This window comes from Achromobacter kerstersii (assembly GCF_902859595.1).
GTDB lineage: Bacteria > Pseudomonadota > Gammaproteobacteria > Burkholderiales > Burkholderiaceae_B > Achromobacter > Achromobacter kerstersii.
On sequence record NZ_CADIJQ010000001.1, the window covers coordinates 1,673,673 to 1,697,851 of the forward strand.

At 64.6% G+C, this 24,179-nt stretch carries 21 protein-coding genes; 11 read left to right on the forward strand and 10 right to left on the reverse strand.

The features are described from left to right. Positions 1-53: 53 nt before the first annotated feature. Together HV765_RS07275 and HV765_RS07280 are read right to left on the reverse strand one after the other, a co-directional pair. Complete coding sequence (locus HV765_RS07275; RefSeq protein WP_338077789.1) at positions 54-1,337, reverse strand: MFS transporter; 1,284 nt, start codon at positions 1,335-1,337, stop codon at positions 54-56. A 33-nt stretch (positions 1,338-1,370) separates the two neighbouring features. Then, the gene (locus tag HV765_RS07280; RefSeq protein WP_054425229.1) at positions 1,371-2,432 is read right to left on the reverse strand and encodes a LacI family DNA-binding transcriptional regulator; all 1,062 of its coding nucleotides are present in this window, start codon (positions 2,430-2,432) and stop codon (positions 1,371-1,373) included. A gap of 112 nt (positions 2,433-2,544) precedes the next feature. Here HV765_RS07280 and HV765_RS07285 point away from each other — a divergent pair, with 112 nt between their 5' ends. The 6 genes from HV765_RS07285 (at position 2,545) to HV765_RS07310 (ending at position 9,977) form a co-directional block, all read left to right on the forward strand. After that, positions 2,545-3,567, forward strand: a complete 1,023-nt coding sequence (locus HV765_RS07285; RefSeq protein ID WP_054425226.1) for a TRAP transporter substrate-binding protein — start codon at positions 2,545-2,547, stop codon at positions 3,565-3,567. Positions 3,568-3,576: 9 nt separating this feature from the next. Then, positions 3,577-5,457: a TRAP transporter large permease gene (locus HV765_RS07290; protein ID WP_054425224.1), complete on the forward strand. Its 1,881-nt coding sequence runs from the start codon at positions 3,577-3,579 to the stop codon at positions 5,455-5,457. Between the two features lie 72 nt (positions 5,458-5,529). Continuing rightward, positions 5,530-6,069: a VOC family protein gene (locus tag HV765_RS07295; protein ID WP_054425222.1), complete on the forward strand. Its 540-nt coding sequence runs from the start codon at positions 5,530-5,532 to the stop codon at positions 6,067-6,069. Positions 6,070-6,106: 37 nt separating this feature from the next. Beyond that, a complete protein-coding gene (locus HV765_RS07300) occupies positions 6,107-7,384 on the forward strand; it encodes a ribulose-bisphosphate carboxylase large subunit family protein (protein WP_175169250.1) in 1,278 nt (425 codons plus the stop codon). Next, complete coding sequence (locus tag HV765_RS07305; RefSeq protein ID WP_175169251.1) at positions 7,381-8,889, forward strand: four-carbon acid sugar kinase family protein; 1,509 nt, start codon at positions 7,381-7,383, stop codon at positions 8,887-8,889. The genes HV765_RS07300 and HV765_RS07305 overlap by 4 nt, the downstream gene beginning before the upstream one ends. Before the next feature lie 164 nt (positions 8,890-9,053). Beyond that, on the forward strand, positions 9,054-9,977 hold the full coding sequence (locus tag HV765_RS07310; protein ID WP_175169252.1) for a TonB family protein: 924 nt from the start codon (positions 9,054-9,056) through the stop codon (positions 9,975-9,977). Positions 9,978-10,011: 34 nt separating this feature from the next. Here HV765_RS07310 and HV765_RS07315 read toward each other — a convergent pair whose 3' ends face one another. From HV765_RS07315 to HV765_RS07340, 6 genes are read right to left on the reverse strand one after another with little or no spacing between them, the layout of a single operon-like run. Further along, positions 10,012-10,836 carry an ABC transporter ATP-binding protein gene (locus HV765_RS07315; protein WP_175169253.1) on the reverse strand — a complete coding sequence of 275 codons (825 nt, stop codon included), beginning with the start codon at positions 10,834-10,836 and terminating at the stop codon, positions 10,012-10,014. Beyond that, positions 10,833-11,702, reverse strand: a complete 870-nt coding sequence (locus tag HV765_RS07320; protein WP_175169254.1) for an ABC transporter ATP-binding protein — start codon at positions 11,700-11,702, stop codon at positions 10,833-10,835. Before HV765_RS07320 ends, HV765_RS07315 begins: the two co-directional genes overlap by 4 nt. After that, complete coding sequence (locus HV765_RS07325; RefSeq protein WP_175169255.1) at positions 11,699-12,529, reverse strand: ABC transporter permease; 831 nt, start codon at positions 12,527-12,529, stop codon at positions 11,699-11,701. The genes HV765_RS07320 and HV765_RS07325 overlap by 4 nt, the downstream gene beginning before the upstream one ends. After that, positions 12,526-13,482, reverse strand: a complete 957-nt coding sequence (locus tag HV765_RS07330) for an ABC transporter permease (protein WP_175169256.1) — start codon at positions 13,480-13,482, stop codon at positions 12,526-12,528. Before HV765_RS07330 ends, HV765_RS07325 begins: the two co-directional genes overlap by 4 nt. A gap of 10 nt (positions 13,483-13,492) precedes the next feature. Then, positions 13,493-15,046, reverse strand: coding sequence for an ABC transporter substrate-binding protein (locus HV765_RS07335; protein WP_175169257.1), 1,554 nt, complete (start codon positions 15,044-15,046; stop codon positions 13,493-13,495). Between the two features lie 51 nt (positions 15,047-15,097). Beyond that, positions 15,098-16,303, reverse strand: a complete 1,206-nt coding sequence (locus HV765_RS07340; protein WP_175169258.1) for an aminotransferase class V-fold PLP-dependent enzyme — start codon at positions 16,301-16,303, stop codon at positions 15,098-15,100. 190 nt (positions 16,304-16,493) lie between these two features. Here HV765_RS07340 and HV765_RS07345 point away from each other — a divergent pair, with 190 nt between their 5' ends. After that, a complete protein-coding gene (locus tag HV765_RS07345; protein ID WP_175169259.1) occupies positions 16,494-17,447 on the forward strand; it encodes a LysR family transcriptional regulator in 954 nt (317 codons plus the stop codon). Between the two features lie 69 nt (positions 17,448-17,516). Here the strand turns inward: HV765_RS07345 and HV765_RS07350 are convergent, their stop codons facing one another. Next, a complete protein-coding gene (locus HV765_RS07350; protein WP_420840103.1) occupies positions 17,517-19,904 on the reverse strand; it encodes a DNA internalization-related competence protein ComEC/Rec2 in 2,388 nt (795 codons plus the stop codon). Positions 19,905-20,250: 346 nt separating this feature from the next. On the opposite strand from HV765_RS07350, the gene HV765_RS07355 reads away from it, so the two are divergent. Further along, the gene (locus HV765_RS07355) at positions 20,251-20,760 is read left to right on the forward strand and encodes a hypothetical protein (protein ID WP_175169261.1); all 510 of its coding nucleotides are present in this window, start codon (positions 20,251-20,253) and stop codon (positions 20,758-20,760) included. A gap of 39 nt (positions 20,761-20,799) precedes the next feature. Here HV765_RS07355 and HV765_RS07360 read toward each other — a convergent pair whose 3' ends face one another. Then, a complete protein-coding gene (locus tag HV765_RS07360) occupies positions 20,800-21,774 on the reverse strand; it encodes a metallophosphoesterase family protein (RefSeq protein WP_054425214.1) in 975 nt (324 codons plus the stop codon). 163 nt (positions 21,775-21,937) lie between these two features. Between HV765_RS07360 and HV765_RS07365 the strand changes: the two genes are divergently transcribed. The 3 genes from HV765_RS07365 (at position 21,938) to thiM (ending at position 24,086) form a co-directional block, all read left to right on the forward strand. After that, a complete protein-coding gene (locus HV765_RS07365; RefSeq protein WP_175169262.1) occupies positions 21,938-22,396 on the forward strand; it encodes a YMGG-like glycine zipper-containing protein in 459 nt (152 codons plus the stop codon). A 179-nt stretch (positions 22,397-22,575) separates the two neighbouring features. Continuing rightward, positions 22,576-23,163, forward strand: coding sequence for a hypothetical protein (locus HV765_RS07370; protein WP_175169263.1), 588 nt, complete (start codon positions 22,576-22,578; stop codon positions 23,161-23,163). A gap of 101 nt (positions 23,164-23,264) precedes the next feature. Then, positions 23,265-24,086, forward strand: coding sequence for a hydroxyethylthiazole kinase (thiM, locus tag HV765_RS07375; protein WP_175169264.1), 822 nt, complete (start codon positions 23,265-23,267; stop codon positions 24,084-24,086). The last annotated feature ends 93 nt before the right edge of the window (positions 24,087-24,179 follow it).

Consider the following 24,179-nt stretch of genomic DNA (forward strand, 5'->3'; position numbering starts at 1 on the left):
CGGCAATCAACCAGATCAGTGCATTGGACAAAGACATGCTTACCGGCAAGAAATCAGGAAAGGGATGAGACGGAAGTGGTGGGTTTTACGAGCGCCTTGCGCGTTTCCGGCAAGGCCAGCAAGGTGACGCACGCGAGCGCCGCGATGCCGGCCAAAGCGAGAAAAGCAGCGCTGTAGCCCGCCTGCTGAACGATCACGCCGGCCACGCCGTTGCTCAGCGACGCACCGATGCCAAACACCGTGGTCACCGCGCCCAGGCTGGCGTTGAAACGCCCGGTGCCTTGGGTCAGGTCCAGCACCATCAAAGGCAGGACGGCCCCGAAGATACCCGCGCCCACGCCGTCCAGCAACTGCACGGCGACCAGCCAGGTGGTGTGGTCCGAAAAGGTGTACAGCACGCCGCGCAACGGCAGAATCAGGAATCCGATCAGCAACAAGCGCTTGCGGCCCAGGAGGTCGGCATAGCGCCCCACCGCCATCGCCGCCGGAATCATGACGAATTGCGCGGCGACGATGCAGGCGGCGGTCAGCGGCGTGGCAAGCGCGGGGTTCGCCAGCGCCAGCTTCTGGCCCACCAGCGGCAGCATGGCGGCATTGGCCAGGTGGAACAAGGCGCAGCTCAAGGCCAGCAACAGCAGTGATCGGTTGCTGAGCAACTGGCGCAGCGCAACGGGGTGGGCGTCGGCAGCGGCATCGTGGTCCAGCCCGCGAGCCCGGTCCACATCAATATGCGCGGGGAAGCGCGACGCCGCGGCCAGGCTGGCCAGCGCCATCGCCGCCATCAGGTAAAACACGGCCACCGGCCCCCACACATACGCCAGGCCGCCGGCCAGCAAGGCGGCAAACGCGTTGCCGGCATGGTTATACGATTCGTTGCGCGCGATACGCCGGGTAAATCCGTTGGCGGCGGTCAGCCCCAAGGTGATGCCCGCGATCGCCGGCGCGAAGACCGACGACGCGATGCCCGCCAGCGCCTGCGTGACCGTGACCCACGCAAAATTGTCATTCGCCAGCACCGCCATGCACGCCACCGTCACCAGGATGGCGGCCGCCATCAACAGCCTGCGCTTGTTCGCCGTGCGGTCGACCAGCGCGCCAGCCGGTGTTTGCGCCGCCAGCGCCGCCAGCCCGGAAATGGTCATGACAAGACCGATGCTGTCAGGCCGCCACTGGTGCACCGCAAGCAAATAGATGGCCAGATATGGCCCAAGGCCATCCCGGACATCGGCCGCGAAAAAGTTCAGCCAGTCCAAAGGACGCGAAGCAGAGGATGGAGATGGCAAGGTAGCGATGAAAGCCGTGGGCCGCAGATGGCGGATTGTAGACAGGCATGGCAATAAAAAGAATTGCCGTTTCAATCCTTCACGCGGCTACGGCAGATTCTCTCGAAAGATCACCTGGCTGCGCGCCAGTTCCACCCCGTTCATCGTGCTGCGTTTGTCGCGCAGGTTGCAGAAAATGCGCACGCAGCTCATCAGCGCTTCCATCGGGCTTTGCGTGATGACGGCATCCATCGTGCCGTCGATCAGCAACGAACGGGTGTCGGGCGTCAGGCCGTGGCCGATGAACACCACGCGATGTTGCAGGCCCGCTTCCTTCAGTGCGCGGGCGACACCGTCGGACGCGCCGCCGATGTTGTAGATACCCGCCAGGTTCGGATATTGCTCCAGCAGCTGGCGCGTCTGTTCGTAGTTGCGCTGCGCGTCGTCATAGCCTTCGCGCAGGTCCACCACCTGCATCGCCTGGAACTGTTCGGCATACAGCTGAAGGAAACCGCTTTCGCGTTCCTCATGCGCGCGGTAATGGCGCGACCCGGCAATCAGCGCCACGTGCGCCGCGCGCAAGCCAATGAAGCGCGCGATCAGATAGCCCGCCGTGCGGCCGGCGGCGCGGTTGTCCAGCCCCACATAGGCCGTTCGCGCGCTATTGGCGATATCGGAAATCAAGGTCACCGTGGGCACGCCCTGCTGCGCCAGCGCATTGACGGCTTCGCGCACCACCGGGTGCTCCAGCGCCATGAAGGCAATGCCGTCGGCGCGTTTGCCGTGCTTGGCCAAGGCCTGCGCCAGCGCATCGGGGTTGAAGCTTTCCACGTATTCGATCTGGCACTTGGCGTTCAGCGGCCCGAAATGTTCATGAGCGTAGCTGACGGTGTCGCCCAGCATGCGCAGATAGCGGTTGCTGCCGCGCGGCAGCAGGAACACCAGCCGCATCGGTTCCGCGGGCGCCGCAGCGCTCAGCTCCTGTTCAGGCAGGTAGTCCAGTTCGATGGCGGCCTTGAAGACCTTTTGCGCCGTATTGGCGCGCACGCCGGGCCGGCGGTTCAACACGCGGTCGGCCGTGGCGGTGGAGACGCCAGCGCGCTCGGCCACATCGGCCAAGCGCGCCAGCTTGCGTTCGGGAGCAGGTTTATTCACATCAAAAACCATCATGAATAAGGTTTGACGATGATACTGCCTATTCACTATTGTCCAGTCTGCCGCATGGTATTGGCGTATTTGTGGCACATCAAAAAACATCATAACTACGATTATGGAGACAACCATGAAGCTGCTGACACGCCGCAGTGCCTTGCGCCGCCTTTGCGCCGTTCCCGCCGCCGTCGCCCTGGGCGGGGGCTTCCCGCTGATTGCCCGCGCCGCCGACTACTCGCTCAAGTACGGCAACAACCTGCCGGTGACGCACCCGCTGAACGTACGCGCCCAGGAAGCCGCCGAACGCATCCTGAAGGAAAGCAACGGCCGCGTGGACATCAAGATTTTCCCGAACAACCAGCTGGGCGGCGACACCGACATGCTGGCGCAAGTGCGCTCGGGCGGCATCGACTTCTTCACGCCGTCGGCGCTGGTGATCGCCACCCTGGTGCCGGTGGCCGCCATCAACGCCGTGGGTTTCGCGTTCAAGGACTACAACCAGGTCTGGGGCGCCATGGACGGCGCACTCGGTGCGCACGTGCGCGCCGCCATCGCGCAGCGCAAGCTCTACGCCTTTGAAAAGATGTGGGACAACGGCTTTCGCCAAACCACCAGCAGCAAGGCGCCGGTGGCTTCCGCTTCCGACATGAACGGCCTGAAGATCCGCGTGCCCGTGAGCTCGCTGCCGATCTCCATGTTCAAGGGCCTGGGCGCCGCGCCCGCCAGCCTGCAATTCAGCGAGGTCTATTCGTCGTTGCAGACCAAGGTCGTGGACGCGCAGGAAAACCCGCTGCCCATCATCCAGGTCGCCAAGCTGTACGAAGTGCAGAAGTACTGCTCGCTGACCAATCACATCTGGGACGGCTACTGGTTCATCGCCAACGGCCGCATGTGGGAAGGCCTGCCGGAAGACCTGAAGACGGTTGTTGCGCGCGGCATCAACGAAGCCGGTCTTGCGCAGCGCGAAGACATCAAGAAGCTGAACGCCTCGGTGCAGTCCGACCTGGAAGCCAAGGGCCTGCAATTCAATCAGCCGGCCGCCGACAGCTTCCGCGAACAACTGCGCACGGCGGGCTTCTACAAGGAATGGCAAGGCCGCTTCGGCAACGAAGCCTGGTCGCTGCTGGAACAAAGCGTCGGCAAGCTGGCCTGAGGTCGCGCCATGTCTTCCTTGTCCGCCCCCCACACGGCCGCCCCGGTGCTGCCCGCCAACCCCTTGCGGCGGGCGGCCAACGCCCTGGACAGCGCGCTTGGCTGCGTGGTTGAACACGTCGCGGCCGCGATTGTGCTCGTCGAAATCATCGTGCTGTTTGCGGGTGTGGTGGCGCGCTACGCGTTCCACAGCCCGCTGGTCTGGTCCGATGAGCTCGCCTCGATCCTGTTCCTGTGGCTGTCCATGCTGGGCGCGGTGGTCGCGTTGCGGCGCGGCGAGCACATGCGCATGACGGCGCTGGTCAACAACGTCAGCCCCGCACGGCGCGCACAGCTGGAAACCGTGGCGCTGGCGGCATCGCTGGCGTTTCTGGTGATGATCCTGGCGCCCGCCATCGAGTACGCGCACGAAGAACACTTCATCATCACGCCCGCGCTTGAGCTCAGCAACGCGTGGCGCGCATCGGCCATTCCCATCGGCATGGCGCTGATGGCGGTGGTGGCGTTGTTGCGTCTCTTGCGCACGCAGCCCTTGCCGCAAGTGCTGATGGCGCTGGCGGGCGTGGCGGTCGTCGTCGCCCTATTCTGGTTCGCGCAGCCGCTGTTCAAGGGGCTGGGCAAGCTGAACCTGGTGATCTTCTTTGTGGGCATTGTGGCGGCCACGGTGTTCTCGGGCGTGCCGATTGCGTTCTCGTTCGCGCTGGCCACGTTCTCGTACCTGGCGCTGACGACCAACACGCCGATGGAAGTCATGGTGGGCCGGCTGGACGAAGGCATGTCGCACCTGATGCTGCTGGCGGTGCCGCTCTTCATCTTCCTGGGTTCGCTGATTGAGATGACCGGCATGGCGCGCGCCATGATCCAGTTCCTGGCGAGCCTGCTGGGCCATGTGCGCGGCGGCCTGTCGTATGTGCTGATCGGCGCCATGTACCTGGTGTCGGGCATTTCGGGTTCGAAGATCGCCGACATGGCGGCCATTGCGCCCGTGCTGTTCCCGGAAATGCAGAAGCGCGGCGCCAAGCCGGGCGATCTGGTGGCGCTGTTGTCGGCCACCGGGGCGCAAACTGAAACCATCCCGCCGTCCATTGTGCTGATCACGATTGGCTCGGTCACGGGCGTGTCGATTGCGGCGCTGTTCACGGGCGGCCTCTTGCCCGCGGTGGTGCTGGGCCTGGCGCTGTGCTCGGTGGTGTGGTGGCGCTATCGCCGCGAAGACCTGAGCCTTGTGCAGCGCTTTTCCTTCAAGGAAATCGGCCGCTTCTTCGTGATTGCGCTGCCCGCCGTCGCCCTGCCCTTCGTGATCCGCGCAGCGGTCGTCGAAGGCGTGGCCACCGCCACCGAGGTCTCGACCATCGGCATCGTGTATTCGGCAGTGATCGGCATCCTGATCTATCGCCGTTTTGACTGGGCGCGCTTGAAGCCCATGCTGATCGAAACGGCATCTTTGTCGGGCGCCATCATGCTGATCGTGGGCTGCGCCACCGCCATGGCGTGGGCGCTGACGCAATCGGGTTTCTCGGGCGATCTGGCCCGCCTGATGGCCGGCATGCCCGGCGGCAGCTACGGCTTCCTGGCCGTGTCCATCGTGGCCTTCATCATTCTGGGCAGCGTGCTGGAAGGCATCCCCGCCATCGTGCTGTTCGGGCCGTTGCTGTTCCCGATCGCAGTGCAGGCGGGCGTGCATGAAGTGCACTACGCGATGGTCGTGATCTTCGCCATGGGCATCGGCCTGTTCGCACCGCCCTTTGGCGTGGGCTACTACGGCGCCTGCGCCATCAGCCGCGTCGACCCCAACGAGGGCATCGGCCCGATCTGGGGCTACATCGGCGCGCTGCTGATCGGGCTGATCGTTGTGGCGGCCTTCCCCTGGTTCTCCATCGGCTTCCTGTGACCTGACGCGGCCCGGACGTGATTGCGCGTCGGGCCGCTTCCCCTTCCGTCTCCCTCTTTATAAAGATCCATCATGAGTCGTTTCCTGGGCGAGATCCGCCAACTTGGGTATGTCGTGCACGACATCGAAGCCGCCATGGAGTACTGGAGCACCACGCTGGGCGTGGGCCCGTGGTACTACAACCCGCGCGTGCCGATCGTGAATTACCAGTACGACGGCGAACACTACGAACCGCACAACTCGGTTGCGCTGGCGAACTCCGGCTTCGTGCAGGTGGAACTGATCCAGACTCGCAACGACGTGCCGTCCATGTACCGCGACTTCCTGCAAGCCGGCCGCACCGGCCTGCAACACGTGGCCTACTGGACCGAAAGCTACGACGCCGATCTGGAGCGCCTGCTGGCCCAAGGCTTCAAGCCCAAGATGAGTGGCGAAGTCGGCGAGAAAGGCCGCTTCATTTATTTCGATACCGAATACCACCCCGGCACGGTGATCGAACTGTCTGAAGTGGCCGGCCCCAAAGGCCGCTTGTTCGACCTGATCCGCGAAAGCGCCTCGGGTTGGGATGGCAAAGACCCCGTCCGCCCCTTCCCCGATCTGTCCCGCCTCTGAAGCCCCCTTCGACTCGACAACGTTGTCCGCCGCCACCATGAATTCCCAATCGTTTAGCGCCACCTACCTGATCGAAACCCCGATGGACCCCGCACGGGTCGCGGAGGTCATGGCGGGCGAACAGTCCTGCGGCACCTTCACCCGCGTCCAGGGTGAAACCGACGAACTGCGCGCCCGGGCCCGCGCGCGTGTCGAGTCCATTGAACTGCTGGACACCGTTCCCGCGCCCAGCCTGCCCAACGCGTGGCTGGCGCGCCAGCCGGGCGGCATGCCGGGCACGTACCAGCGCGCCCGCGTGCGCATTTCGTTTCCGGTGGCAAACGTTGGCGCCAACCTGGCGACGCTGGCTGCCACCGTCGGCGGCAACCTGTACGACCTGGGCGAAGTTACCGGCTTGCGCCTGGAAAGCATGGAGCTGCCCGCCAACTACCGCGCGCAGTTTGAACTGCCACAAGTGGGCATCGCCGGCACACGCCAGTTGACGGGTGTGGCGCAAGGGCCGCTGGTGGGCACCATCATCAAGCCCAACGTCGGCCTGTCGCCCGAACAAACCGCGCATCTGGTGGCGCAGCTGTGCGCGGCGGGGGTGGACTTCATCAAGGACGACGAAGTCTGCGCCAACCCCGCCCACGCGCCGCTGGCGCAACGGGTGGCCTCCGTCATGGCGGTGGTGCGCGCGCACCGCGACCGCACGGGCCGGCAAGTCATGGTGGCCTTCAACATCAGCGACGAAACCGACGCCATGCGCCGCCATGCAGAACTGATCGAACGCGAGGAAGGCACCTGCGTCATGGCCAGCCTGAACTGGTGCGGCTTCTCGGCCATCCAGACGCTGCGCCGCAGCACACCGCTGGCGCTGCACGGCCATCGCAATGGCTACGGCGCGTTGTCGCGCGATCCGCTCCTGGGCATGGGCTTTCAGGCGTATCAAACCTTGTGGCGGCTGGCGGGTGTGGACCACATGCATGTGCACGGCCTGCAAGGAAAATTTGCGCAAGACGACCGCGAAGTGGTCGACTCCGCGCGCGACTGCCTGGCATCGTTGACGCCCGGCATCGACGACGCCGTCATGCCCGCGTTCTCGTCCGGCCAATGGGCCGGCACCGTGCCCGCCACCTGGGCCGCCGTGCGCACCGACGACCTGATGTTCATGTCCGGCGGCGGCATCCTGGCCCACCCGGATGGCCCGGCTGCGGGCGTGAAAAGCATCCGCCAAGCCTGGCAAGCGGTGCGCGAAGGCCAGCCGTTGGACGACTTCGCGCGGAATGCGCCGGAGTTGCAACGCGCGCTGGCCTTCTTCGGAAGCCGCGCATGACTGCGGCAGGTAACGAAGCCCGGGCCAAGTCCCCCACCGAATCCGGGGGTGAATCCCAGGGCGAGGCCCATCGCGACGCGCCCGTTGTTCACGCGCCGCGCGTGTGCTGGTATGGCGACGACTTCACCGGCGCCACCGACACGCTGGCCGAAGTGGCGCGCGCCGGCCTGCGCGGCCTGCTGTTCCTGGGCGTGCCATCGCCCGAGCAACTGCGCCGCGCCGGTCCGCTGGACGCCATCGGCATCGCCGGCGCCGCGCGCGCCATGACGCCCGCCGACATGGAAACCGAACTGCGCGCCGTCGGCCGCTTCATGGCCGGCACCGGCGCGCGCGTGCTGCACTACAAATGCTGTTCCACCTTTGACAGCGCGCCGCACGTCGGCAGCATCGGCGTGGCCATCCGCGAACTGCGCCGCCACATGCCCAACCCGCTGGTGCCCATCGTTGGCGGGCAGCCCAGCATCGGGCGCTATTGCAGCTTCGCGCAGTTGTTCGCGCGCGCCGGCGCATCGCCCGAGATCCATCGCATCGACCGCCATCCGGTCATGAGCCAGCATCCCGTCACACCGATGCACGAGGCCGACTTGCGCCGGCATCTGGCCGCGCAGGGGCTGCCCGATATCCGCTCGGTGCCGCACACCGCCTACCCTCGCCTGCGTATGGCGGATGACGCGCCGCGCGTGGAAGACTGGATCGACAACATCATCGAAACGTCCGACGGCCCCGTGCTGTTCGACCTGACCGATGATGAGCAGCTTGCCGTCATCGGCCGCCTGATCTGGCGCGCCGCCGCGTGCGTGCCGCTGTTGGCGGTTGGCCCCAGCAGCGTGCAACAGGCGCTGGCGCGGGCCGCTTCACCGGGTCACGCTGGCCACACCGGTCACACTGGTCACACTGGCCACACCGGTCACACCGGTCACACCGGCCACACCGGTCACACCGGCCACCTGGACCCCGCCGGCCCTGCCGCCCCACCTTTGCCACCCGCATCGGGGCCGGTGCTGGTCGTGGCGGGCAGCATGTCGCCCGTCACCGCCCGGCAGATCGCAGCGTGTCAGCGCTACGTGCATCAACCTTTGAACGTGCAGCAGCTGCTGAATGACCCGGCGTATGCGGCCGCTCAAATCCAGCACGCAGCCTCCATCTTGCAACGCGGCCAAAACGTGCTGGTCCACACCGACCGGCCCGATCAGGCCGTCACCGCGGATCAGGCTGCATCCACCGCGCGCGCCACCGCGCAATTGGCGGCGAACATCATCGCCGCCAGCGCGGAACGCGGCACGCGCCTGTCGCGCATCGGTATCGCGGGCGGCGACACCTCAAGCCAGGCAACGCTCGCCTTGGGACTCTGGGGCCTGGCATTCCGCTGCGTGCTCGCGCCCGGCGTCACCGTCAGCATTGCCCGCAGCGACAATGCGTTGGTCGACGGCGTGGAATTGATGCTCAAGGGCGGACAGATGGGCGGTGATTTGCTGTTCGATGATCTCGTGACGGGCACGGCCTGACGCCGCAGGCTGGGCCTTAGGTTGGGCCTTAGGTTGGGCCTTAGGTTGGGCCGCAGGTTGGGCCGCAGTTTGGGCCGTAGGTTGGCGTTGGATTCATGTCGGTTATGCTGCCCCCTGATTTGTCCGGCAGCATGCCGCACGCCCCCCAACCAGGAGATCACCCCATGCCTTGGCGGTTCCGCGCAACCTGCATTGCCGCGCTAGTCCTTAGCCTGTCCGCCCCCGTCGCGGCCAACACGTTGACGACACAGGCCGAGTGGAACACCGCCGTCCGCAAGCAAGTGCAGCGCAAGATCGTCACGCCGCCGGCCGTCCTGCGCGCCGGCCGGACGCTTGACGTCCAGGTGCGCATCGACATCCTGGCTGATGGCACGCTCGATGCCGTGACGGTCAGCCGCTCATCCGGCGACCCCGCCGTCGATGACGCCACCATCGCCATGATCCGCCGCGCGGGCCGCCTGCCCGCTTTCACGCCCGATATCAAATCGGAAAAGCAAAGCCTGATGCTGCCCGTACGGTATGTGGTTGAAGGCAGCGGCAACGCTCCGCGTGCGGCCGCACCCGCGCCGGCCGCCCAACGCACTTATGCCAACGACGCGCTGGGCTTACAGATCAGCGTGCCCGCTCCCTTCCACATCGCGGGCCATCGCAAGACCTCGCGCTACGACGTGCTGGTGGAAATCGCCAGCGCCAGCGGCGGCCCGCCTGCGGTGGGCGGCGGCAACATCGTCTGCACGGTCGGCTACCAAACCACCCGCGTCACGAAAGCCACCAGCAAGCACGCCCCCGATTCCCCTGAAGCCCAAGCCGCCAGACTGGCCGCTGTCCGCAACGTGCAGGCCGCGCAAGGCGCCACGTTGGAAACGCTGGACAGTTTCGTTCTGGCCGGCATCCATGGCGTGGATTACGTGGTGGCGCCCGGCATGCAAGGCAATGCGGGAGCCGGTGACATTCGTCAATACACCGCGCTGTACGACGCGCCGCAAGCCCGCGCCGTCCTTGCGTGTGCGACGACACGCGCAGCGATGGCCAGCGCGTTGCCAGCGTTCCGGCAGATTCGGGATGGCGTTGGCATCAGCGGGCGCTGATACGTTGCGTCGTCCGCGTGGTGTCTCAGTGTCTTCACCGTGGCGCGCTCCGAAGCCGTCGCCGGCTGGGGTCTGGCCTGGGTACCGCGGCGATCAGCTCACGGGTGTAGTCGTGGGCCGGCGCGTCGAAAATCTGATCGCATTCGCCTTCTTCTACCAGTTGTCCGGCGGACATAATCGCGACGCGATCCGCAATATGACGCACCACCCCCAGGTCGTGCGAAATGAAAAGATAGGTCAACCCTTTCTCTGCCTGAAGGTCCGCCAGCAGATCCAGCACCTGGGCCTTCACCGATACGTCTAGCGCTGACACCGCTTCGTCTGCAACGATAAAGCGCGGTTCCAGCGCCAGTGCTCGAGCGATGGCGATGCGCTGACGCTGGCCGCCGGAAAACTGGTGGGGAAACCGTTTGGCGTGATCGCTCTGCAGACCGACTCGCAGCAGCAAGGCCTGCATGCGCGCCCGGCGCTCGTCGGGGGTGTAGAGCTTGTGGATCACCATTCCGTCCATGATTGCATCGCCAACGGTACGGCGTGGATTCAGGCTGGAATACGGGTCTTGAAAGATGGTCTGCACCTGGCGGCGGAACGACATCAGGGACGCGCCTGACAAATGCCCCACGTCGTGGCCGGCCAAGCGGATGTTGCCGGACGTCGGCTGCACCAAGCCGGCAATACAGCGCCCCAACGTACTTTTGCCGGAACCGGATTCGCCGACCAGCGCCAAGGTAGCGCCGGGTGCAATCGATAAGCTGACGCCGCGCACGGCGTGCACGACCCGGCTAGGTTTGCCCATCAGGCTGCGGCCGACGACATAGTCCTTGGTCACGGCGTCGGCCCGCAAGATCAGGTCGTTCATGGCGTGTTTCCTTGAACAAGGGGGGCTTGGCGCGGCGCCAGGCGGCGCGTGCGGTCGCGGGGCGCATCGACATCTGGCACGGCAGCCAGCAACGCCTGCGTGTACGGGTGCTGCGGATGCTTGAATATCTGTTCGACATCGCCCGCCTCAACTACCCTTCCCGCCTGCATGACCACCACGTTATCGGCAATTTCCGCCACAACGCCCAAATCATGGGTGATGAACAGCACGGCGGCGCCGGTCTCGGCCTGGATTGAAAACAGCAACGCCAGCACCTGCGCCTGCACCGTGACGTCCAGCGCCGTCGTTGGCTCGTCGGCAATGATCAGCTTGGGCGTCAGCGCACAAGCGATTGCGATCATGACGCGCTGGCGCATGCCGCCCGAGAGTTCATGCGGGTAGGCCTGGGCGCGTTGCGCGGGGTCGCGTATGCCAACCCGGTCCATCAGGGCCACCGCCCTGCTCCACGCCTGCTTGCGGCTCGACGTTTTGTCATGGATGCGGATCACTTCGGCAATCTGATCGCCAACGCTGCGCCCCGGATTCAGGGCGGTCATGGGTTCCTGGAACACCATGGCGATGTCCTTGCCCCGCAGCGCATCCTTGTCCCGCTCCGTTGCGTGCATCAGATCCCGGCCGTCGAACCAAAGATCGTCCGCGGCGACTCGTCCGGGCGGGTCCACCAGCCCCATCAGCGAAAAGCCGGTCACAGACTTGCCAGACCCGGACTCGCCGACCAGGCAAACCACTTCACCCCGCCGTACCGTCAGGTCCACACCTTTGACCGCCGCCACCGTGCCGTGGGCGGTATCGAAATTGACCGTCAGGTTCCGCACGGTCAGGAGCACGTTCGGGTCGCGGGTCATCGTTGCAGCTCCGGGTTCAACAGATCTTGCAGCCAGTCGCCCAGCACATTGACAGCCAGCACGGTAAAGAAAAGCGCCAGCGCGGGCACCAGCACCGGCCAGGGATTGGTGAATAGATAATCCTTGAGCGCCCCCACCATCTGCCCCCAGGATGGAATCGGCGGCCGCACGCCCAGCCCCAGAAAGCTCAAGCCCGCTTCCAGCAGCATGGCAAAGGAAAACGTGAACGATGCTTGGACGGCAATGATCGACCGCATGTTCGGCAGCACTTCATGCCAAATGATCCAGCCGTTGCCGGCGCCCAGCGAACTAGCGGCCAGCACATGCTCGCGCGCCCGGATGCCACGCGCCACGCCCCAGGTAACGCGGGCGAACTGCGGCGCGTAGAGCACGCCGATGGTGGCGACCAGCGTGGGCAGGTTGCCGCCAATGAAAGCCAGCACGACCAGCGCAACGAATATCTCGGGCAAGGACACAAATACGTCCACCACCCGAATGGCCGCGGCTTCCGCGCGCCGGCCCAGAAACGCCACCCCCACGCCAACCGCCACGCCCAACACGCCGGCCAGAATGACCGCGGCCGCGGCTACCGTCAAGGAAACGCGAGCGCCGTAGATGACACGCGCCAACAGGTCGCGCCCCAGCTCGTCGGTACCCAGCCAGTGCTCCCACGACGGCGATGACAGCAGGTTGGCCGCGTTGATCTGATAGGGATCGGCAAGGCCCAACATCGGGCCAAACGCCGCGGCTGCCACAACGACGATCAGAAATCCCAGAGCAAGCCGGACGGACACGCCGCCTGAATAAAGTCGAAGCAATGCAATCATGTAGACGGCCTGCGAATGCGGGGGTCAACGAGGCCCTGCGCCAGGTCGATGACCAGGCTGATCAGGATGAAGATGGCGAAAACGGCCAACAAGGCCCCCTGGATGACGGGGTAGTCTCGCGAAAACGCAGCACTGACCAGCAAGGAGCTCAGTCCCGGCCAGTCGAATAGCGCTTCGATGATGACCGTGCCGCCCAGCAGGTTGCCCGCCCGGATGCCGACGATGGCGATAACCGGCACCAACGCATTCGGCAGGGCATGGCGGAAGATGGCCTTGCTGCGCGGCAAGCCCTTGGCGCGCGCGAGCTTGACGAAATCTTTGCCCATCACGTCGGCCAGACTGGCGCGGGTCATGCGGGCGACCACGCCCATGAAGTTCAGCCCAATGGTCAGCGCAGGCAGAATCAGCGACAGGCAATGTTGCACGGGGTCGTCCGAAAACGATACGAATCCGGACGATGGCAGCCAGCCCAGCCCCAGGCTGAACACCAGCACCAGCAGGATGCCCAGCACGAAGACAGGCGCCGAGAATCCGGCCACGGCCAGCACGGACGCCGCCACGCCCGCCAACCGGCCCCGCGCCCGCGCCGCCACCACACCCAGCGGCACGCCCAGCAACACGGCCACCAACAGCCCGGCGCCAATCAGCTCCAGGCTGCGGGGAATGCGCCGCGCCAATTCATCAGCCACCGGTTCGCCCGTGCGCAGCGACACGCCCAGGTTTCCTTGCACCAGCGCGCCCGCCCAGTGCGTGAATTGCGTGACCAGCGGCAGGTCCAGCCCCAGTTGCGCCCGCACGCGCGCCACGGCAACCGGGTCGCTGCCGGCCTGGTCGCCCAGCATGATGGCCACAGGGTCACCGGGCAGCAGATGGATCGCAATGAAGACCACGCCGGTGGCCAGCGCCAGCGTGATCACGGCTGACGACAGCCGTCTTAGCAGGAAAGGCAGCATGCCGATGCGCTCAGTTCAGCCACATGGTGGGCAGCGAAATGCCTGGGCTGCTTTCGCTTAACGCCCCGCCCAGCTGCGTGTAGCCCTGCACCTTGCGCAGATAGCCTTGCGCCTGTTCGCGCCAATTCACGAAGGCCCATGGCGTGGTGTCCAGAATCCGCTTTTCCACTTGCGCGTAGATGGGCTGGCGCGCCTTGGGGTCCGTCAGCGCGCGGCCGTCGGCCAGCAGCTTTTCCAATTCGGGGTCGCGGTAGCCGATGGGCTTGGCCCAGTAGCTGGAATCGCCGCCCAGGTAATAGGCATAGGCGTCCGGGTCCGGCAGTTTGACGGACACGCCGTAGATCATGGATTCGTAGTCGCCGCGATTCTTGCGTTCGACCAACGTGGCCCATTCCACCGGTTCCAGCTTCAGATTGATGCCGGCTTCTTTCAGGTTGGCCTGCACCACTTGCGCCATCGTCGTGTAGATGCCCAGCCCCTGGAACACCACCATCGATGCATCGATGCCATTGGCGTAGCCCGCTTCGGCCAGCAGCGCACGTGCCTGTTTGACGTCGCGCTTGTAGGTGCCGTCCAGCGCTTTGTTGTAGTAAGGCGAATCTTCCGGCGTGGGCGCGCCATAGATAGGCTGGCCATGACCGAAGAAGGCCGCCTTCGAGACCGCCTCGCGGTCGATGGCGTAGGACACCGCGCGACGCACGCGGGCATCGTCAAAGGGCTTCTTGCTGGTGTTGAACCAGACGCTCATGAAGGCGCCGCCTGCCATATCGATCTTCATGCCCGCGTTGCGGCGCAGCACGTCGATGTCTTTCCACGGCACGAAGTCGATCATGTCCAGCGACTGGCTGCGCAGCGCGTTCACGCGGGCGTCGTCGCTCTTGATCATGCGAAAATCCACGCCATCCAGGTACGGTTGTCCGGCGATGAAGTAGCTGGGGTTGCGAGCCAGGCTGGCGCGCACGGCCGGTTCGTAGTTCTTCAACAGGAACGGGCCCGTACCGTTGGCGGCCAGCTTCAGGTTGGCGCCGCCTTCCACCCATTTGCGCGAGACGATGGCCGCCTCGGGCAAGGCCAGCACGCCCAGCAGCGTTGCATCCGCAGACGGCTTTTCCACCTTAACGGTGGCAGCGTCGATCACGCTGACCGTCGCGCCCATCAGGTTCGAACGCAACGAGGCGCCGGTGGCCGGGTCCAGGATGCGTTCCAGCGAGAACTTCACGTCGTCCGCCGTGACGGGCGTGCCGTCCTGGAACTTCACGTCGGGGCGCAGATGAAAGATGATGCTGCGCGCGTCGGGTTGTTCCCAGCGTTCGGCCAGGCGCGGCACAACGGCGCCGGTCTTGTCATAGCCCGCCAAGGGGCTGTACAGCGCTTCGATCAACACTTTCCAGGCACTGCCGCCATAGACATGCGGATCCAGCGACACCACTTCGGACACGGTGCCGTAGCGCAGCGTGCCCCCCTTCTTGGGCGCGTCAGCCGCCTGCGCACCCGCCGCCAACGCCACCAGCGCGCAAGTGCCCAGCCCCAGCGCCAGCCGGCGCCATGTTTGTTGCATCGTCATTTTTTCCCCTTGCTCATAGTGATGAATCGTCAGCCGGAAACACGCGTCGCGTCAGGAGGGCAGCGCCTCGATCAGGCGATCGATTTCGTTTGAATCGTTGTAATAGGACGGCGAGATGCGCAGGTTTCCGCCGCGCACCGCCAGGTCCACGCCCGCGTCGCGCAAGCGTTCCGACACCTCTTGCGCGTCGTAGCCCGCGTGCTTGAAGGACAGGTTTCCCGAGGCTTCGCCCGCCACTCGTGAGCTGACGATCTGGTAGCCCTTGCGCTGCAAGCCTGCGCTGGCGTAGTCCGTCAGTTCCAGAATGTGTGATTCGATGCGGGCCGGCGTCAGCGCCAGCTGGATGCGCACCGCGGCGTCCAGGCCCCAGATCCCGGTGAAGTTCGCCAACGCCTCTTCGAACCGGCCAGCATTGGGCCGGTATTCCAGCAGGTAATGCATGTGGTCTTCGGTGCTGTCCACGCTGTGATAGCCCACGCTGGGCGGGTCAAGCAGACCCAGCACACTCTTGCGGCAATAGAAATAGCCGGTGCCGATGGGCGCCAGCATCCATTTGTGGCCGCCGACCGCCAGAAAGTGGATACCCAGCTTTTCCACGTCCAGCTCCAACGAACCGGCCCACTGGATGGCGTCCAGATTCAGGTACACGCCACGCTCGTGACACAGATTGGACGTGGCCTCCAGGTCTTGCCTGAAGCCATTGGAAAACTGCACCGCGCTCAGCGACACCAGCCGCGTGCGGTCATCCATCAGTTTGCGGATGTCATCTACCAGAATGCGGCCATTGCGGTTCTTCACCCAGCGGATCGTAACGCCGCGCGCGGCCAGCTTCATCCAGCAATAGACGTTGGATGGATATTCAATGTCCGCCAGGATCATGTTGTCGCCGTCGCGCCACGGAAACCCGTTCGCCACGTTGACCAGCCCTTCCGTGGTGTTCTTCACGTAGGCGATTTCGTCGCGATGCGCGCCGATCAACCGGCCGATGCGGGCCTTGATGGTTTCTTCGGCAAAACGGCACCAATCAGGATAGGCGTTGCGGCCGTTGTCGCGCACGTCTTCCATGAATCGGTTCACGGCCGCCACCACCGGCAAGCTCAGCGCGCCGATGGACGCATTGTTCAGGTAGGCCCGCCGCTGCTTGATGGGAAACATCTGCCCCACATTGCTCCAGTCGAGCTGCTCGATGCCATTGCGGTCACCGGGAAACAGTGCCGGGGGGCCGCCCACGGATACCGCGTTGTCTAGGATATTCACGCCGCGCCTCTTTCATTGAAGGTGCGATGATCCTAAGATTCCACGAATCCATGCGTCAATTTCGTTTGGGGTATCGATTCATGCACTTTTGTAATGCGTCAGTCTCGGCTTCGTGCCCTGCCCTATGGGCTGGCGGGCAATCCGTGCGGGTCTTGTACGTCCCCTTTTCCTTCTGTTCGGGTATCTCCCTATGCGGTTGAATCGTCTGCAAGCCTTGCGCGCCGTGCTTGAAACCGGCAGCGTCACCGAAGCCTCCCGGCGTATCCACCGGACGCAGCCACAGATCAGCCGGCTGATCTCGGCGCTGGAAGAGGAAGTGGGCTTTTCGCTGTTTCTGCGACAGGGGCGCGGACTGATACCGACTCAGGAATGCCTGCGCTTTTACGAAGGTACACGGCACATCCTGGCGGGCTTTGAAGAGGTATCGCGCATTGCGGATTCGATCCGCAATAAACAGGATGCCTGGCTGCGCATCCTGACTCAGCCGTACTTTGCCTACAGCGTCACCCCGGGCGCCATCGCGGAATTCTCGCGCAGCCACCCGAATATCCGGGTGTCGCTAGAGGTCCGGTCACGCGTGGACGTGGGGCTCTGGATGTCGGGCCAGCAGTTCGACCTGGGCTTGGCGGCGCTGCCCATCGATTTTCCAGGCATCCGATCCCGCACCTTTGCCAATGTGCGGCTGGTCATCGCCATGCCGGAAGGCCACCGCCTGGCCGCCAAGACCATCCTGACCCCAGACGACATCAAAGACGAGCCGTTCATTGCACTGCGCCCTTTCACCCTGCTGCGCCAGCGTATCGACGACCTGATGGAAAAGCAGCGCTTGCCATTGCGGTTGATCATGGAAACATCGTCAGGGCAGTCGGCGTGCCAGTTGGCTGCGCTGGGCGTCGGCATCGCGCTGGCCGATCCGATTCTGGCGGCCAACGTGCCGGGCATTGTGCTTCGCGACTTTGAACCGCAACTCAGCATCCCTTACGGCTTCCTTTTACCGGCCAGTTACGCACCGTCGGAACAGGCTCGTGAATTCGCCCAACTGTTTGTGCGTATCGTCAAGGAAACCGCGCCAGACCGGGTGGAGCTTGTTTCGGGGGCAACAGGCGATGATGAAGGGCTGCTCGCGGATTCATTCAACGGCTGAATATCCAAGATTCATTCAATGGCTTGACCGGGTTGGCGCTTATCTCGCCGCGCTTATCTCGCCTAGCGCTTATCTCCCATGCCAGTACCGCCGCGCGCGATCCCGTTGCGACCACACGCCCAGCGCGCGCTCGGTCGACTCCGCCATCACCGCCCCGTCACGATCACTGCGCCAGAACGCCGCCCCCGCCCGCAACCAACGCCGTTCCACTGCCGGGGCGGGATGACGAAAGCGGTTCAAGTGGCCGGCCTGCGCAATCGCATGGCTGGCCTTTACCGCCATCACCCAATCACGGCCAGATGACGACGCCGAGCCATGGTGCGGGGCCAGGACGACGTCGGTAGGCGGTACGCCGCGGGCGACCAGTTGCCGCTCTTGCGCCACGCCAATGTCACCCGTCAACAGTAGCGAGTGGCTGGCGCCCTGCACGCGCAGCACGCAGCTATCGGCATTGCGGTCTGCCGGTGCGCCACTGCCGCCATCGGCCGGATGCAGAAATGTGAACCGCACGCCGTCGACTTCCCAAGCGTCATCGCGACGGCAGCGCAGCATGCGATCGGGCAACGTGGCTTGCGTGCCGGGCGAGGCCTTACCTGGCTCCGGCCACACGCTGGCGTCCCGCCGCACAAACGCCGCCACATCAAACGAGGCGTAGCTGCGCTGCACCGGCACTGCCGCCAGCACCGCACGCGCGCCGCCCACGTGGTCCTGGTCAGCGTGTGACAACACCAGCACGTCCAGCGCCCCAATGCCGCGTGCTTGCAGGAACGGCGCGACAACGCGCTCGCCTGCGTCGCTGCCGCCGTAATGCCGTGGCCCAGCATCAAACAGCAAGGTCTGGCTGGCGGTCTCAACCAGAATCGCGCTGCCCTGCCCCACATCCAACGCGCTCATCCGCCAATGGCCGGGTTCAGGACGGTCGGGCCGCCAGCACAACAAGGGCAGCATGCACACCCAGCCCAGGTGCCGCGCCGGCCAGCCCCGCACTTGCAAGGCCCAGACCATGCCCGCCACCGCCCACAGCAGCCACGGCCAGGGCGCCGCCGCGACGGACACGCTTGCCCACTGCGCGTTGCCCACCCACGCGACCGGCACCATTGTGTAATCAAACGCCGCCAGCCCAATTTGCCCCACCCAGCCCGCAACGGCTTGTGCGCCCGGCACCACGGATAACGCCGCGCACAACAAGGCCAGCGGCGTCACGATGAACGTCACGGACGGAATCGCCACCGCGTTCGCCAGCGGCGACCCAACCGACACCTGATGCACCAGAAACGCCAGCAATGGCGTCAGCCCCAACGTGACGATCAACTGCAAACGCGTGGCCTGTTCCAAGCGGCTGGCCCAGCGCTTGTGCCAAGGGGCCTCGGCATCGAATGGCATGTCGGCAATGCGCAGCAGAATCGCTACCGCCCCGAACGACAGCCAGAACCCCGGCGACATCGGCGCCCAGGGGTCCAGCGCCACCACCGCCGCCCCCGCACCCGCCAGCACCCTGCCCGCCGTCAACGGCAAGCGCGATAGCGCCGCCGCCAACACCACCGACAACATGAAAAACGTACGCCGCGCCGGCACGCCCCACCCCGCCAGCAGGCAATACAGCAAGGCCACCACGGCCGCCGCCGCGCCGCCCGCAATGCGCGACGGCGCAAACTCCGCCAACCCCGCGCCCCGCCATCGCGCCCGCCGCCACAACGCCGCCACCAGCACGCCCGCGATACCCGCGATGGACGTCACGTGCATACCACTGATCGAGACCAAATGCGTAATGCCGCTGCGGTTGAAGATGCGCCAGTCATCGCGCGCCACCCCTGCCTGATCCCCGATCGCCAACGCAATCAACACCGGCGCATAGCGGTGTTCTCCCAAGGCCTTACGCAAACCCGCCCGCACATGATGCCGCGCGCGTTCGATGGCGATGCCCGCCGACGCCCAGGGCTGATCATCCAACAAGCGCGGTTGCCCCCGCACGGTGCCCACCGCACGCAGCCCACGCGCAAACATTCGCGCTTCGGCGTCGGGCCCTGCCGGGTTCAGCACACCATGCGGCCGCCGCAACACCAAGGCCATGCGCCAGACCTGACCCGGAACCAAAGCCGGCATGGCGGACGATGCGCCCGGCGGCGTCTGCCATGTGACTTGCACGCGCGAAGGAATGCCCGCGCGCGGCGGCTCCGCAAGTTCGCCGACGAAACGCTGATGCCGGTCATCACCATCCGGCAGCTCCGCCACGCGCAGAATCAAGCGGGACACCTGGTCTTGATGCAAGTCTGACAACGCGTCATTCAGGCGAACATGAGCCTGAACACTGGCGTTGAGCGTGCTGCTGCTAAGACCCAGCAACAAAGAACAAAAGACGCGAACGGTGTCACCCCGGCAGCGGACCCAAACCACGCACGCAACAGCACCTGAGCCGGTAATTAACAGCAAAGAAAAAAACCCAGGCAACGTCGGCAAGCACTGCACACCCGCCGCGCCCGCCACTAGCCCTAAGCAAAATGAACGGCCGGTGATGTCCTTCTCCTAAAGCCAGGAGCGTAGGACGAGGACAGGGCGAGCGGGTCATCCAGTGAATGGAATTGTCCACCTCGGCAAGCCGCAAGCGTCTCAATACGTCGTGCGGTGGGCTACCCAATTCAGCTTTCAAGGTACATACCAAAAACTGCGTATGTACGGGGCGAGCAAAGTCACCTCATCATCCTCTCCGCTGGCATTGCGGCGCCCCGCGTTGAAGTTCCAATGGCGCGCACAGGACGCAAAGCCCGCGCCTGATCCTTAGTACTTACACGAGGAGACCGACACGATGGCCAGCATCAAATTCATTCCCAGCGCAGACGCGTCCGTCGTCAGCGAGCACTCCCGTTCAATCCTGAGTTCAATCCTGGATTCCGCCGGGCTGCCATCCTGCGTCATCACCAGCACCGTGCGCACGCCTGCTAGCCAAGCCCGCGCCATGTTCGTGAACATCGAGGCCGCAAGCATTCAGAAGCAGCTCGACCTGTACGGCCCCGCCGGGCAGACCGTCATTCGCGAATACCAGCGCCTGAAACCGTTGGGCCATGGCAAACAAGTGATACTCGGCGCGATGGAGGCGAAAATTCTTGAGCTCGGGCCGGGCAAGGTCAGCCGCCATTGTGCGGACCCGTCTACGCTGAACGTCATTGATATTGCGCCGTCGTCCATTGCAAACCGAACGCGATTTCTCGAGGCGCTTGAAAATGCAAAGGCCGCGGGTGACATCACAAAGTTCTATTCTCCTGCCAATGGCGACCCGGCGTTTCACGTCGAAATACCCCAGACGCCGCAGGCATAGTCAGCGCGACACCCACGTCAGAGTCACCGCACACCCGCCTTAAACCGGAAGCCAGGTCTTGCGGCTCAACGTGCGTGAATGCAGCGGTTCAAGCTGATTTTCCGCGAAGAAAGAAAACGACACGTGCTTGTTATCGATGTCGACAAGGCCGTAGTTTCTGCACGTTTGGCCTACCGTCACGGCGTCCTTCACCGCCACGCCCGACGACGTTGCCTCATGCAGGGGCCACCCGCCCGTGAAAAAGGCATCCGACTCATTGCGATGGATATCGCCGCTGAGCACCAGGGTTTTGCTCACGGCGGCCCTGCCGAGCAGCCAGCTCCAGTCTGCCGCGTACCCGATTTTGTAGTCGGCACAGACCGAGCCGCTTGCAAAGAGATGGACCGCATTTGGCTCCGCATCCATCGCCGCATCGAACGCAGCGCGTTGTGGGGCGCCCAACAAGGTGCATATTTTCTTCGGCACGAGCCACGTGCCGGTGCGCCAGGTGCGAACATCCGCAAGATGCAGCATCACGTCATCCGATAGCCAGACGCTGGGCGTTTCCAGAACCGGCTGATTGACGTTCCAAAGCTCGGGCGCGGCATAGGACTCAGGAAACGAACCGGCGGCCAACCCAAGCCCTAGCGTCCGTCGATACGCCTCATGCAAAGCGGTGCTCATGCGGATCTTTGGCGCATGCTGGGGGTTCGCCGCGGCGACCGCTCCCAAGGCGTCATTCCAAAGAAAGTCATGGTCGTCCCACGTAGCCCAGACCGACCCTTTCGGCAAAGATTTCACCAGCGCTGAAAACTGGGGTTGGCTAAGCAATTCCCGGTATCGGCCAAAGGCATGTTTGGCAAAGTCGTTTTCGCTCATGTCTTTGGGATGCCCTGCCTGCTCGACGTGGATGTCCAGGTACATACTGTCGCCCAGCAGAATCAAATGATCGGGTGCGTGCGCACCAATCCATTCCCAGACGGGTTGATCGCTGAACACATTGGTGGCGATACAGGATGCAAACGCGATGCGCATAACAGGTCCTTAAGGTGGCTGGTGCAAGGGCGGCCATGATCTTGCCCATACGGCCCTTGAAAGGCCCATACCCCATCTGGGGTATGGATGATTCGCGCACGGTGTCTACCTGCCAAGCTAGACTGAAACTTCCGGGGACACCCAACACCTCAATGGAGTTTTCATGAAAAAGTCCATCTTCCCCTGTGCCGTTTCCTTACTTCCTTCCTTGCTGCTTTACGGTGTTATTGCCACGGCGCAGACCGTGACGCCGATGAAAGGCCAATCGCCCGAAATGACTCAACAAGACGTGGCGGCATGCCAATCGCAGTCGGGCGTCACCAGCACCCCCAGCGAGCCCCAATCCGGCGGACGCGCCCGGGGCGCCGCGACGGGCGCGGTGGCCGGCGCGGCCGTCGCCGGCGCGCGCACCAATCAACACGACGAGATCTCTGACCGCGTCGACGATGACCGCAAGCAGGACTACCGGCAAGACAAGGCGAAAAATGCCGCCGTGGCGGGCGCTGTGGTAGGCGGCTCCCGGCAGCGCCAGGATCGGCGCGAAGACGCAAAGACGAATGCCAACGCGTCGTCGGCTTACACCAGCTGCATGCAACAACGTGGCTACCAGGTCACTCAGTGAGTCACGGTAAATGACAGGCGGCGCCCACACATAGACCGTAGCGCCGCATCCCGGGCGAAAGCCGCCATCTTGGGGCCACGCTCCCTCATCACCCACGGCGAAAGCCGTTCCTGGATAGGAATGGCCCTGTATCCAGAAAGCGATACCATCTTGAACACCGCAAGGAGCCGGAGCACGAGATGGGAACAAGCAAGACGCGCCAACTGGGCGTGTTCATGACCGCTATTGACGAAGCCGCGTTCTTCCGTGCGCTTCAAGCGCGGTTTCCAGCCATACGCTGCATTGATGTTTCGCAACAGACGCACTCGGCAACACCCCGCTATCAGACGGATATTGCCGAGTGCGCGGGCCGCCTCGTCACGTTCGTCGATTCGAATCTGATTTCAGAACCCACCTTCCACGCAAGATACGTGGTGCGCCACCCTGGCGGCGAGCAGTGGATATACGCCATGGTGGGCAGCGGGCTGATCAGTCTGCTGCGCGGCGTACGGGCAAACTATGCGCCGGATTGCCTGTTGAATGGTGAGCTCCGCGCTTCCATCCCGACTGCCGACACCGCTTCCGCTGCGTTTGCGGACCTGGCTTTCGACACGGCGGCGCAGGCGCGCAAGGTGTATGCCGTGGACCGTGCCAGCGGCGAAACCGCACGCCGGGCCGAACGCAAGCTGATCGCGTGGCCGGATGCCGCCGCACGCTTCGATGGCATCGATGGCCGCTATCTGACGAACCACACCGAAGCGTGGTTTGTGGCGCGTGCGGCAAACTAGAGCACCGCGCGTGTGCCCCCTTCGTTTGACAAGCTCCGGCGCGCGCCAGAACATACACCAATCCTCCGGCGCGCGACGCCAAGACGCCTACATTCCAACGCATGACTGACGCTTCCACCGAACTCGCCCCCCTCGCCCAAGCCTCGCAAGACCTCTACGCCACCGTGCGCCGTGATGCGCCGCTGGTGCAGTGCCTGACGAATTTTGTGTCCATGAACATTGCCGCCAATGTGCTGCTGGCCATGGGTGCATCCCCCGCCATGGTGCATGCCACGGACGAAGCGCCGGAGTTCGCGCGCCTGGCCGGTGCGGTCGTGATCAACATCGGCACGTTGTCCGCTCCCTGGCTGGAAAGCATGTTGCTTACCGCCGCATCGGCCAACCAGGCCGGCATCCCCTGGGTGCTCGACCCGGTGGCTCATCACGCCACGGCCTTTCGCCGCAGCGCCGTGCAGCAGTTGCTGGCGCTGCGCCCCGCCATCATCCGTGGCAACGCCTCGGAAATCATCGCGCTGGCCGGCGGCCAAAGCAGTGGCCGCGGCGTGGATGCGCGCGACGCGGTGGCGCAAGCGGAACAATCGGCCGACATCATTGCACGCGCTCATGGCACAGTCGTGGCCGTGACGGGTGAAACGGATTACGTCACCGACGGCACGCGTGGTGTGCACATCACAGGCGGGTCGGCGCTGATGCCGTGCGTGACCGCCACCGGCTGCGCGCTGACCGCATTGGTTGGCGCGTTTGCGGCGGTGGCGAAGGATGACCCGTTCACCGCCGCTGTCGCCGCCCTGTCCTGCTTTGCGATTGCAGGCGAGCGCGCCGGCATGCTGGCCCAAGGCCCGGGATCATTCGCATGGCGATTCCTGGATGCGCTGGCGGCGCTGGAAGAGGAAAGCCTGACGCGGGAATCGCCACTGCGCTAAGGCATCGACGCGTCGATTCAGGAATGCGACGATGCGCTGATGCACCGCGCTGCGCTAAGGCATGGATCGCGGCAGCGGCTCCGCACTGCGGCC

Coding starts and splice junctions, on each gene's coding strand:
- HV765_RS07330 (WP_175169256.1), bottom strand. CDS start 13,482: ATGCTGCCTTTCCTGCTAAGACGGCTGTCGTCAGCCGTGATCACGCTG.
- HV765_RS07305 (WP_175169251.1), top strand. CDS start 7,381: ATGACTGCGGCAGGTAACGAAGCCCGGGCCAAGTCCCCCACCGAATCC.
- HV765_RS07310 (WP_175169252.1), top strand. CDS start 9,054: ATGCCTTGGCGGTTCCGCGCAACCTGCATTGCCGCGCTAGTCCTTAGC.
- HV765_RS07320 (WP_175169254.1), bottom strand. CDS start 11,702: ATGACCCGCGACCCGAACGTGCTCCTGACCGTGCGGAACCTGACGGTC.
- thiM (WP_175169264.1), top strand. CDS start 23,265: ATGACTGACGCTTCCACCGAACTCGCCCCCCTCGCCCAAGCCTCGCAA.
- HV765_RS07300 (WP_175169250.1), top strand. CDS start 6,107: ATGAATTCCCAATCGTTTAGCGCCACCTACCTGATCGAAACCCCGATG.
- HV765_RS07355 (WP_175169261.1), top strand. CDS start 20,251: ATGGCCAGCATCAAATTCATTCCCAGCGCAGACGCGTCCGTCGTCAGC.
- HV765_RS07345 (WP_175169259.1), top strand. CDS start 16,494: ATGCGGTTGAATCGTCTGCAAGCCTTGCGCGCCGTGCTTGAAACCGGC.
- HV765_RS07370 (WP_175169263.1), top strand. CDS start 22,576: ATGGGAACAAGCAAGACGCGCCAACTGGGCGTGTTCATGACCGCTATT.
- HV765_RS07365 (WP_175169262.1), top strand. CDS start 21,938: ATGAAAAAGTCCATCTTCCCCTGTGCCGTTTCCTTACTTCCTTCCTTG.
- HV765_RS07360 (WP_054425214.1), bottom strand. CDS start 21,774: ATGCGCATCGCGTTTGCATCCTGTATCGCCACCAATGTGTTCAGCGAT.
- HV765_RS07335 (WP_175169257.1), bottom strand. CDS start 15,046: ATGACGATGCAACAAACATGGCGCCGGCTGGCGCTGGGGCTGGGCACT.
- HV765_RS07325 (WP_175169255.1), bottom strand. CDS start 12,529: ATGATTGCATTGCTTCGACTTTATTCAGGCGGCGTGTCCGTCCGGCTT.
- HV765_RS07280 (WP_054425229.1), bottom strand. CDS start 2,432: ATGATGGTTTTTGATGTGAATAAACCTGCTCCCGAACGCAAGCTGGCG.
- HV765_RS07285 (WP_054425226.1), top strand. CDS start 2,545: ATGAAGCTGCTGACACGCCGCAGTGCCTTGCGCCGCCTTTGCGCCGTT.
- HV765_RS07290 (WP_054425224.1), top strand. CDS start 3,577: ATGTCTTCCTTGTCCGCCCCCCACACGGCCGCCCCGGTGCTGCCCGCC.
- HV765_RS07315 (WP_175169253.1), bottom strand. CDS start 10,836: ATGAACGACCTGATCTTGCGGGCCGACGCCGTGACCAAGGACTATGTC.
- HV765_RS07295 (WP_054425222.1), top strand. CDS start 5,530: ATGAGTCGTTTCCTGGGCGAGATCCGCCAACTTGGGTATGTCGTGCAC.